This window comes from Nocardia sp. NPDC060255 (assembly GCF_042727395.1).
Lineage (GTDB): Bacteria > Actinomycetota > Actinomycetes > Mycobacteriales > Mycobacteriaceae > Nocardia.
In genome coordinates this window covers 1-11189 of the sequence record NZ_JBHXAU010000044.1, presented here as the reverse complement: position 1 = coordinate 11189, position 11189 = coordinate 1, and the positions used below count along the sequence as shown (strand labels likewise).

General features: G+C 65.5%; 7 protein-coding genes. 3 read left to right on the top strand and 4 right to left on the bottom strand.

The window, feature by feature from the left end:
* The 3 genes from nuoL to nuoN all read left to right on the top strand — a co-directional run bounded on the left by nuoL (nucleotide 1) and on the right by nuoN (nucleotide 5221).
* Nucleotides 1-1890, top strand: coding sequence for an NADH-quinone oxidoreductase subunit L (nuoL, locus tag ACFWF1_RS42520; RefSeq protein ID WP_379288717.1), 1890 nt, complete (start codon nucleotides 1-3; stop codon nucleotides 1888-1890).
* Nucleotides 1887-3512, top strand: coding sequence for an NADH-quinone oxidoreductase subunit M (locus tag ACFWF1_RS42515; protein ID WP_379288715.1), 1626 nt, complete (start codon nucleotides 1887-1889; stop codon nucleotides 3510-3512). Before nuoL ends, ACFWF1_RS42515 begins: the two co-directional genes overlap by 4 nt.
* Before the next feature lie 83 nt (nucleotides 3513-3595).
* Nucleotides 3596-5221 (top strand): NADH-quinone oxidoreductase subunit NuoN, encoded by a 1626-nt coding sequence (nuoN, locus tag ACFWF1_RS42510; RefSeq protein WP_379288714.1) that lies wholly within the window; start codon nucleotides 3596-3598, stop codon nucleotides 5219-5221.
* A 301-nt stretch (nucleotides 5222-5522) separates the two neighbouring features.
* On the opposite strand, the gene ACFWF1_RS42505 is transcribed toward nuoN, so the two are convergent.
* The 4 genes from ACFWF1_RS42505 to ACFWF1_RS42490 all read right to left on the bottom strand — a co-directional run bounded on the left by ACFWF1_RS42505 (nucleotide 5523) and on the right by ACFWF1_RS42490 (nucleotide 10630).
* The gene (locus ACFWF1_RS42505; RefSeq protein ID WP_379288713.1) at nucleotides 5523-5912 is read right to left on the bottom strand and encodes a hypothetical protein; all 390 of its coding nucleotides are present in this window, start codon (nucleotides 5910-5912) and stop codon (nucleotides 5523-5525) included.
* Between the two features lie 409 nt (nucleotides 5913-6321).
* Complete coding sequence (locus tag ACFWF1_RS42500; RefSeq protein ID WP_379288712.1) at nucleotides 6322-7041, bottom strand: SDR family NAD(P)-dependent oxidoreductase; 720 nt, start codon at nucleotides 7039-7041, stop codon at nucleotides 6322-6324.
* Nucleotides 7042-8259: 1218 nt separating this feature from the next.
* Nucleotides 8260-9696 carry an alpha-amylase family protein gene (locus tag ACFWF1_RS42495; RefSeq protein ID WP_379288711.1) on the bottom strand — a complete coding sequence of 479 codons (1437 nt, stop codon included), beginning with the start codon at nucleotides 9694-9696 and terminating at the stop codon, nucleotides 8260-8262.
* 73 nt (nucleotides 9697-9769) lie between these two features.
* Entirely contained in the window at nucleotides 9770-10630 is an 861-nt protein-coding gene (locus ACFWF1_RS42490) for an alpha/beta fold hydrolase (RefSeq protein ID WP_379288710.1), read from the bottom strand.
* Nucleotides 10631-11189: the final 559 nt, after the last annotated feature.

Sequence of the window (11189 nt, the reverse complement as noted above, 5' to 3'; positions counted from 1 at the left end):
ATGGAGACGGCGACGCTCTGGCTGCTGCCCGCCCTGCCCCTCGCAGGCGCTGTATTCCTTCTGCTCTCCGGTCGTTTCAGCGACAAGTGGGGCCACCTGCTCGGCACCGTGCTGGCCTTGGCGGCCTTCGTGGTCGCCGGGATCGGGTTCTTCGACATGCTCGGCCGCGACAACGCGCAACGCGGCATCCACACCGACCTGTTCAGCTGGGTGCCGGTCGCTGGCCTGCAGGCCGACTTCAGCCTCCAATTGGACCAACTGTCGATGTGTTTCGCGCTGCTGATCACCGGCGTCGGCTCGCTGATCCACATCTATTCCATCGGCTACATGAGCCACGATCCGGGACGGCGGCGATTCTTCGCCTACCTGAATCTGTTCCTCGCGGCCATGCTGCTGCTGGTGCTGGCGAACAATTACCTGGTGCTCTATCTCGGTTGGGAGGGCGTCGGTTTGGCGTCCTACCTGCTGATCGGGTTCTGGTACCACAAGCCGACCGCGGCGACCGCGGCCAAGAAAGCGTTCGTGGTCAACCGAGTTGGTGACATGGGCCTGGCGATCGCGATGTTCGTCATGTTCTCGACGTTCGGGTCGATCAACTTCACCGATGTGTTCGCGGGTGCGCCGCAAGCCGGGGAAGGGACGCTGACCGCGATCGGGCTGCTGCTGTTGCTCGCCGCGTGCGGTAAGTCCGCGCAGGTGCCGCTGCAGTCCTGGCTCGGGGACGCGATGGAAGGCCCGACTCCGGTGTCGGCGCTCATCCACGCGGCCACCATGGTCACCGCCGGTGTGTACCTGATCGCGCGGTCCGGGCCGATCTTCGACCTGGCACCCGATGCGCGACTGGGCGTTGTCCTGGTCGGTGCGGTGACACTGCTTTTCGGTGCCATCGTCGGTTGCGCGAAGGACGACATCAAGAAGGCACTCGCCGCGTCGACCATGAGCCAGATCGGTTACATGGTGCTCGCCGCGGGCCTCGGCCCGGCCGGATACGCCTTCGCCATCATGCATCTGCTCACCCACGGGTTCTTCAAGGCCGGACTGTTCCTCGGAGCCGGTTCGGTGATGCACGCGATGGACGACGAGACCGACATGCGCCGCTACGGCGGACTGCGCAAGCTGCTGCCGATCACCTACGTCACCTTCGGGCTCGGGTATCTCGCGATCATCGGCGTGCCACCGTTCGCCGGGTTCTTCTCCAAGGACAAGATCATCGAGGTGGCGTTCAACCAGGGCGGCGCAAGCGGTTTGACGTTGGGCACGGTGACGTTGCTCGGTGCGGGGCTCACCGCGTTCTACATGACGCGGGTCATGTTCCTGACGTTCTTCGGTGAACGCCGCTGGAAGCCCGACACGCATCCGCACGAGTCCCCCGCGGTGATGACCGGGCCGATGATTCTGCTGGCCATCGGATCGGTCGCGGCGGGTGCGCTGTTCGCGTTCGGTTCCTCGCTGCAGAACTGGCTCGAGCCGGTGGTCGGCGCGCATCACGGCGAAGAGACCGTGCCCGCGGGTGTCGTCACGGCGCTCGCGCTCGTGGTGGTCGCCATCGGTGTCGGGTTCGCCTACTACCAGTACGCGCAGCGCGAAATCCCGCAGACCGCACCGGAAGCCGTGTCCGCGTTGACCATCGCGGCCCGCAAGGACCTCTACGGTGACGCACTCAACGAGGCGGCCTTCATGCGCCCGGGCAGCTACCTGACTCGCGCGCTGGTGTTCCTCGACAACCGAGGCATCGACGGCATCGTCAACGGCACCGCCGCCCTCATCGGCGGCCTGTCCGGCCGAATCCGCCGAGTCCAAACCGGTTTCGTGCGCTCGTACGCCCTGTCCATGTTCACCGGCGCGGCCCTGGTGGCCGCCGCCCTGCTGGCAGTGAGGTTGTGGTCGTGACCGACTTTCCCTGGTTGACCACGTTGTGGTTGGCGCCGGCGATCGGCGCGGTCATCGTGCTGGTGCTGCCCGCTTCGCAACGAGTGCTGGCGCGGAGCTTGGCGTTGGTGGTTTCAGTGGCGGTGCTGGTGTTCGCCATTGTGCTGGCGGTGCGCTTCGAACCCGGTGGGGCGCAGTATCAGTTCGTCGAGGACCACGAGTGGATTCCAGCGTTCGGTGCCGGTTACACGGTCGGTGTCGACGGGATCGCGCTGGTGCTGGTGTTGCTCACCACGGTGCTGGTGCCGTTGCTGATTCTGGCGGGCTGGCACGACGAGCGTGAGGTCGGCAGTGGGCGGCGGGTGTCGCACACCTATGTCGCGCTGACGCTGCTGGTCGAGGCGATGGTGCTGATTTCCTTTGTCTCGCTCGACATTCTGCTGTTCTACGTGTTCTTCGAAGCCATGTTGATTCCGATGTACTTCCTCATCGGCGGGTTCGGGCCGCGGTCGGCGAATCTGGAGTTGCGGCAGCAGCGGTCGCGGGCGGCGGTGAAGTTCCTGCTGTACAACCTGTTCGGCGGACTGATCATGCTGGCCGCGGTGATCGGGCTGTATGTGGTCACCGCGCGCGACGGGCTCGGCGCGGGTTCGGCGGGCACCTTCGATTTCCGCACGGTGGTCGCCGCGGCCAACTCCGGACACCTCGGCGCGGCACCCGCGGTGCTCAACGCGCTGTTCCTCGGGTTCATGTTCGCGTTCGCGGTGAAGGCGCCGCTGTGGCCGCTGCACACCTGGCTGCCCGACGCCGCCGTCGCCGCGACACCGTCGAGTGCGGTGCTGATGATGGCGGTGGTCGACAAGGTCGGCACCTTCGGCATGCTGCGCTACTGCCTGATGCTGTTCCCGGACGCGTCGAGTACCTATGCGCCACTGGTGATCACCCTCGCGGTGATCGGCATCATCTACGGTGCGCTGCTGGCCATCGGGCAGACCGACGTGATGCGGCTGATCGCCTACACCTCGATCTCGCACTTCGGGTTCATCATCCTCGGCATCTTCGCGATGACCAGTCAGGGCCAGACCGGCGCGACGCTGTACATGGTCAACCACGGCATCTCCACCGCCGCGCTGTTCCTGATCGCCGGCTTCCTGGTGTCGCGCCGCGGCACCCGGCTCATCGCCGACTTCGGCGGCGTGCAGAAGGTGGCGCCGATCCTGGCGGGCACGTTCTTCATCTCGGGTCTGGCGACGCTGTCGCTGCCCGGGCTCGCGCCGTTCGTCAGCGAATTCCTGGTGCTGGTCGGCACCTTCGCCCGCTACCAGGTCGCGGCGGTCATCGCGACCGGTGCGCTGGTGCTCGCGGCGCTGTACGTGCTGTGGATGTACCAGCGGATGATGACCGGACCGGTCAAGGACGGCAACGAACGCATCTACGACCTGGTGCCCCGCGAACTCGCGGTGGTGGTGCCGTTGATCGCGGCGCTGCTGTTCCTCGGCGTGTATCCGAAACCGATCCTGAACTTCATCAATCCCGCGGTGAGCCAGACGTTGACCACCATCGGCAAGCACGACCCGGCACCGGCGGTGCCCGCGCTGCCCGAGGCCGGTAAGGCCGATCATCCCGGAGGTGTCCACAAATGAGTCGCACCAGTGTTCGCGTCGCCATCGCTCTCATCGTCGCGGGGCTGCTCGCCGCGGTGATCTCCTTCTCGAGGACGGCCTAAGTGACTTCCTTGGACTACGGAACAACCCTCGCCGCGGCGATTCCGGCGCCGGACATCGAATATGGGCATCTTTCGCCGATGCTCATCGTGTTCGGTGTCGCGGTGGTCAGTGTGCTGGTGGAAGCGTTCATGGGGCGGCGGTTCCGGTTCGGCGCGCAGCTGCTGCTGAGCGTCGTCGGGTTGGTCGGCGCGTTGGTCGCGGTGATACTGCTGGCCGGGACCAACGCCACCGCTATCGGCGGTGCGGTTGCCGTGGACGGCGTCACGTTGTTCCTGCAGGGCACCATCCTGGTCGTGTCGATCCTCGGTGTGCTGTTCATGGGCGAGCGCGGTGCCGAGCCGCGCGTCGAGGCGCGCAGCGGTCCCGGGACCTGGAGTGCGGCCGCGGCGACGCTCGGGCGTGGGGTGGATGCGTTTACGCCGCAGGCTTCTTCGGTGCCGGGTAGTGCGATGGAGCGGACCGCGTTGAAGGCGGGGATCGCGACGACCGAGGTGTTCCCGTTGACGTTGCTCGCGGTCGGCGGGCTGCTGCTGTTCCCGGCGTCGAATGATCTGCTCACCATGTTCGTCGCGCTCGAGGTGCTGTCGCTGCCGCTGTATCTGCTGTGCGGGCTCGCGCGGCGCAAGCGGTTGCTCTCGCAGGAAGCGGCGCTGAAGTACTTCCTGCTCGGCGCGTTCTCGTCGGCGTTCTTCCTCTACGGTGTCGCGTTGCTGTACGGGCAGGCGGGCACGGTCAAGCTGGCCGGGATCGCCGATGCCATTGCGCTGCATCCGGATAACGCGATGCTCGCGCTGCTGGGCGTGGCGCTGCTCGCGGTCGGGCTGCTGTTCAAGATCGGCACGGTGCCGTTCCAGTCCTGGGTGCCCGACGTGTATCAGGGTGCGCCGACACCGGTTACGGCGTTCATGGCCGCCGCCACCAAGATCGCGGCAGTCGGTGCGTTGTTGCGCGTGCTGCAGGTCGCGGTGCCCGGGCTGCGGGACGACTGGCGGCCGGTGCTCGCCGCCATCGCCATCGCCACCATGGCGGTCGGCGCGATCATGGCGATCACGCAGACCGACGTCAAGCGGATGCTCGCGTATTCCTCTGTCGCGCATGCCGGTTTCATCCTGACCGGCCTGGTCGCCGCCAACGACAAGGGCGTCTCCGCGATCCTGTTCTACCTCGTCGCCTACGGCGTCGGCACCGTCGGCGCGTTCGCCGTCGTCAGCCTCGTCCGCGACACCTCCGGCGAGGAAGTCAGCGCCCTGTCCCAATGGGCAGGCCTCGGCCGCCGCTCCCCCTGGCTCGCCAGCGTCTTCGCCCTGTTCCTGCTCTCCTTCGCCGGTCTCCCCCTGACCAGCGGATTCGTCAGCAAGTTCGCCGTTTTCGAAGCCGCGGCCTCCGGCGACGCCACCTTCCTGGTGATCATCGGCGTCATCTGCAGCGCCATCGCCGCTTTCTTCTACATCCGAGTCATCGTCCTGATGTTCTTCACCGACCCACCCACCGACGCCCCCCTCGTCGTCTCCCCCTTCCTCACCACCACCGTCGTAACCTTCGGTGCCGGAGCCACTCTGATCCTCGGCATCTTCCCCCAGATCCTCCTCGACCTGGCAGACCGAGCCTCAACCTTCGTCCGCTGAAGTAGTTCCCCCAGCCGCGCACCGGTTGTATAAACCGCACACCCGCAGTACAGGGTGAGCGGGTTACACAAACGGTGCGCGGCTTCAATTTGCCCACGATGGGGCCGTCGACTCGCTGCTTGCTAGTTGGTGCGGTTTCGGTATGTTGCGACGGCAAACTAACGTTTCCGGCCAGCCTGACATGAAACAAGACCCACCAGTGGATTTGATGTAATCCGTTGGTGGGTCTTCTTTTCAGAGCTACGCCAGATCCGCCCGAGAATCGGCGGATGCTGCGACTTCAGTACGGGATCGCCGAGAGCTAGCGGCAGATTTCGGTAACTATACCGTTGGCACCGGTGAAGATATTCGAGTCGGACACGAGCCCCTCCATCTTGGGGTGCGCATTGGCCGCGTCCGCTACGACATAATCCCAGATCTCAGTCATGCCGGACGCCCCGTAAACGGCTTGCCCCACCCGCTGACAGACGATATGGACCGTTGACCCCTCGGGGAGATACCCGACCGAATGACACGCAGTGGAAGGCCACTGAACAGGGTGGTAGCAGTCGCGCACAGTGGCACCACCGACCTTCACCGGCGCCAGACGCCAATCCGCCTGAGCAGTCGCCGAACTGCTGACAAAAGCCGCTCCCAGCACAAACGTGACACCGAGAATCTTCAGCACCGCCGACAATCTTTTATTAGCCATACAAGCCTCCAACGAGTGACTACCTATTCGACAGCTACCCGCAGGCTCACCTCGAATTCAGGACGTTACAGGCAGTAATCGTAGGCCGCCCACCGCTTGCTTTCTGTCCTACGAACAACCGATATCCACACCCCAACCCACCACATCGAGGACGTCGCCGCGCACGAATTGTCCCGCCGCGCAACAAATAACCAGCGGTTTCGTGCGCAGCGGGCGATAAAAGGCGCGGCAGCGGGCCGGTTGGCCTCGGCGGTGGGTGCAGTCTCGATCGTGAGCAACCGTACCCGATCAGACCGTTAGGTGACCGCTGGTCTCGCGGCGCACGAATTGTGTAGCCGCGCACGAAATTGCTAGCGATTTCGTGCGCGGCGGGCGAGAAAGTGCGCGACGGTGGGCACCGACGGTCTCGTCAGTGGAGGTAGGAGGCGCCGTTGACGTTCAGGATGGAGCCGGAGGTCCAGGTTGCTTCTGGTGAGGCGAGATAGCGGACGGCGGAGGCGATTTCCTCGGGGGCGGCGACGCGGCCGAAGGGGCTTTGGGCGCGGACGTCGTCGGTGACGCGGTGGGCGACTCGGTCGGTGGCGACGAAGCCGGGTGCGACGGAGGCGACGGCGATGCCGTGAGGTGCGAGTTCGACCGCGAGCGATTGGCCCAGTGCGTGTACTGCGGCTTTGCTTGCGCCGTAGCCCGCGTACTCGGGTTCGCCACGGAATGCGCCGCGTGAGCCGATGTTCACGATTCGTCCCGCGATACCCTTGTCGATCATGTGCCGGGCGACACAGTACGACATGTTGGCGGTCCCGAAGACGTTGACGTCCATGGTTTTTCGCCATGTCTCTTGCCAGTCGGCGTAGTCGGTGTCCGCCACCGGGTGCGCGATGTTGACTGCGGCGTTGTTGACCAGAACGTCGATCGTGCCGAGTCCTTCGATGGCCGCGTCCACGATTCCCGCAACAGCCTCCGCAGATCCGATGTCTCCGCTGACGAGCACGTGTCCCTCGCCCGGCAGCCCGCGCAACGTCTCTTCACCATCGTCGCGACTCGACGCATAATGGACCGCGACCCGATCGCCTATCTCCGCGAACGCCAAGGCGATTGCCCGCCCGATCCCCCGGGAGGCTCCCGTCACCAACACTCCTCGGCCCATTCTTTGATCACCCATGCGGCAAGCTTGCCATCGAGGCCTGGCTCGGCGGGCACTGCCCGTAGCCCGAGCACGGATTGGTTCGCCTTGGCCGTGCGTCATTCCTCCGTCACGTTGCCGGCGCCGCGCGGAGGAACTCGAGGATCTCCGCTCGGGCGACCACAGCCTGCGTTTCCAGACTGGGCAGGATGCGGAACACGTGCCGCGCTCCGGGTACTCGGCGAGCCGCCCGGTCGTCCCACCCCGCAGTAGCTCGGCGTAGCGGCGGCCGTGATCGGCGAGTGCGTCCTGGCCGACGCCCGAGCAGTGCGGGGCGAGCCCAATCAGGTCGTCTGCGTACAGCGGCGAGAATGCGCGGGCGTCGGTACCCGGTGGTGTGGTGCGCCGTTGGAGGCGTCGCAGCGGCATGGCACGAGTTGGACGGTAGACGTATTCGGCGATCGATGGGTGGTCGTACAACGTCTCGGTCACGTCGACTACGGGATGCTGCGAGAGCCACCCGCCGCCGCCGTCGCCACGCGGCATACCTAACTCCACGCGGCAATCGCCATGCGCCACACAGCATCCCGTCACCTCGCAGCATCCCGTAGCTACCCGCCGCCGCCGTCACCACCGCAGCATCCCTATCGCCACGCAACACTCCCTCCCGGGGAAAGCGGTGGGGTGCGATTTCGGGGGCCGCAGAGGTTTCGTGGACGGAGACTCTTCGTGAAGGCGGACGCGTCCCACGTATTTACCCAATAGTGCTGAGCGCGTCATGTGCCGTACCCGACTTCCCCCGTACGGTCAGGCGCGCGACGTGGACTTCCAGCCTGACTGGCCGACTATGGTGGCGTACCGAGCCCTTCGGAACCAAGTTCGGTGCGTAATGGCCCGTTCCAGCGCCGTAAGGCAGCTGCCGTTGCGCGACAGGGGCTTTCGGAGAATCGAGTCGAGTCAAAAGGTCACAACTTGATCTTCAACAACGACCATTTGACTCGACTCAACGCGACCACGACGACGTAGGTTGCAGCATGGGTCAAGAGGACACAATCTGCGTCAAGTGGCATTGCGCTGGCCCGCTCGACTCGACACCACCAACTACGCCGCACCCGTCTGGCAGCTGCCGTTGCGCGACAGGGGCTTTCGGAGAATCGAGTCGAGTCAAATGGTCGCTATCTGATCTTCAACAACGACCATTCGACTCGACTCGGTGACCCGAAGTTATTCGGCGACAGTGGCACCGGTGTGGAGTGCGAGTCCGGATTGCGGGGCGATGTCAGCGTGTAGCACGCCGGCGCTGTCGATCTCGTAGGTCGGGCCCGTGCAGGCTCCCGCCTGGACCGTGCCGTGCATGACATCGCAGTAGCGGCCCGCGGGAAGTGAGGTGTGGAAGGTGCCTTCGGTATCCGGGAAGTTCTCACCGTTGATGACGAGGTATCCCTCGTTGCCGCGGCCGAACGCGATCCGGTTGCCACCGTTGTCGGACCAGTCGACCACCGGCTGGCCTTGGACCTGCTGATGGAAAGCGACCATGCCGCCGATGCCCGGCCAGGCGTGTTCGCACAACCAGTGGCCGTCTCCGCAGGTGCTGTCCATGGCGCGGCCGAGCGGATCGGAGGGTGGCGGCTCGTCGTAGGAGTTGAAGGCGTAGCCGCTGAGTACTTTTGGGCGTCCGTAGGGCCAGGCGAGCATGAACGCGTTGGCCAGGGTGTAGCGGTCGCCGTCGGCGTAGGTCATGGTGGAACCGTTGTGTTCGGTGTCGTGGTTGGCCACGAAGACTACGGTCTTGTCCGACGGTAAGGCGGAGCTGAAGGTGCGGAGCCAGGCGAGGCGTCCCTGGCGGAAGATCTGGCTCAAGGTTCCGGCGTAGCGCAGGTCCATCACCGCGCCGGTCGCGAGGTACTCCTCGGGTTGTACCGCTTCCTGCCAGCCGTAGATGACTTCCTGGTAGACGTAAGCCGGTCGGGTGAGCCGCTGTTCGATGGCCGCGAGGTCGCCGGGCGGAATGTATTTGGCCGAGTCGACGCGGAACCCGTCGACGCCGAGGGAGAGCAAGTCGTTGAGGTAGGCGGCGATGCGGTCCCGGACGGAGTCGTCCTCGGTCGCCACGTCCGCTCCGTTGAACGACTGGCAGTTGAACACCTGGGCGCGGTCATGGAGGTCCGTGACGGCGTCGTCGGGTGTCCCGCAATGGTGGAAGTCGCGTTCGTTGTAAGGCACTGCCGGATACCAGTAGTGGCAGTACGGCGTGCCCCCACTGCCGATGCCGCACCCGGTCGTCGCGGACATGTTGTTGATCACCGCGTCGATATAGACCTGCATCCCCGCGTCATGACAGCTACGAACCATCGACGCCAGCTCATCACGCGTACCGAACCGGCTCTCCAGCTTGTGCGACACCGCAGAGTAGCTCTGCCACCACGGAAACCCCTTCTCCGGCAGGAGCGCATGCTCCTCCGGCGGCGAGGTCTGCACGGCGCCGTAACCCAGCCTGCCCAGCGTCGACTGGCATTCCCGGCCGATCGAGCGCCAATTCCAGCCGAACATCTGCGCGATCACGTCACGCCCGGCAGGCTCCTCCGCCAACACCTCGGCGGGAACCGCAACCCATGTCGTCGTCACCGCGGTAACCAGCGCGAACACCCATACGCGGAACATGGGGCGACTGTATCCGAGGGCGCGATCCGGCAGACTCCTCGCAGCCCCGGCGCGCCGGGGCGACCGTCAAGGCCTACTCCCGCACGCCCGCGCCGAGGAAAGCCAGCAACAGGTCGGCAGTTCGCCGCGGGTCTTCGAGCATCGGAGTATGGCCCACGCCAGGGAGTATCTCGATCCGCACGCCCGGGATAATTCGGTATTCCTCGGCCGCGGCGGATCGCACTCGCCGATCGTCGCTGCCGAAGACCACCAGGACGGGACGGTCGAGGACAGCGAGGCGATCGGGCAGCGGCCGCGCGGTGATGCACCGGCGAGCTTGCTTGGGCGACAAGGTGAATGAGCGGAAGGTCATGCCGCGCACGCCGTCGACCACGGCGTTAGGGAGGTCGATGTCGCGGGTGAAGGCGGTGGCCAGTCCGGCGCGGATCCGCTTGTCGGTGCGCAATCGCCACAGCAGCTGGCCGAGGACGGGCACCGGAACGAGTCGGGGAATCAGCGCCTGCCGAAGGGCGGCGTCGGGGCTCGGCGCCGAATCGATGAGTGCCAACGCGGTCACCAGGTCGGGTCGCTGCTCGGCCAGCGCGGTGGCGACCATGCCGCCCATGGAGTGCGCGACGATCGTGACCCGGGCGACGCCGAGGTGGTCCAAGACCGCGCCGGATCGTCGCGCCTGTGCCGGAATGTCGTATTCATCAATGGGTTTCGCGGAACGACCGTGCCCGAGCAGATCGATGCGGATCAGGCGGTACCGGGCGGCGAGGGTCGGGACGACCCGATCCCACCACGCTGTCGAGCTGGCGTTGCCGTGGATGAGCAGCAGCGCGGGCGCATCGGGCGGTCCGTCTTCGATGACATGTAGATCACCGTCCGGCAGCCGTACGATGTGCGCACCGGTCGCGGCCGTCGTATCCCGTGACGCCAGGACGGTGTTCACCGCGAGTGCGGCAACGATCGGAACGACGATCGCCGCTGACTTCCTCCGTTGTCGGGGGGCACCACCCCCTAACCCGATGTCCCCAGACATAAAGTCCTTCTGTTCGCCCATGCCGCACAGTACTTGGCACCGAACGCGATATCAGGGAGAACTCACTCGTGATTCGCCATGTCCTTTCCGCAGATCAGTACGCGGGTGCGCCGGCGTCGATTTCCCGAATCCGCCTGTTCCGACCTGGATATCCCGCTACCGTCGCCAGGTAGCTCCGGCGAGGTGCCGGTCGAATCTCATGGGCAGCACCGATACCTCAACCGTCTGAGCCGGGTCGGCGCGCACCGGAATCAGATCGCGACGATCTTGTCGAACTGCATGAACTATCCGGCCAACTCCTGACAAATCTCCCAGTGACGTGGCCCGATATGCATGGCAACGTCACTCACCGTGAGAAATGCAGCGTTGCGTCTCGGACGGTCGGTACCACAGCGGAGGCGGCGCGTTGAGCGCCGAAATGGTTGGGCGGCAACGGTGGTGCTGACGGTGGTCGCCGCTGGCCTTGTCC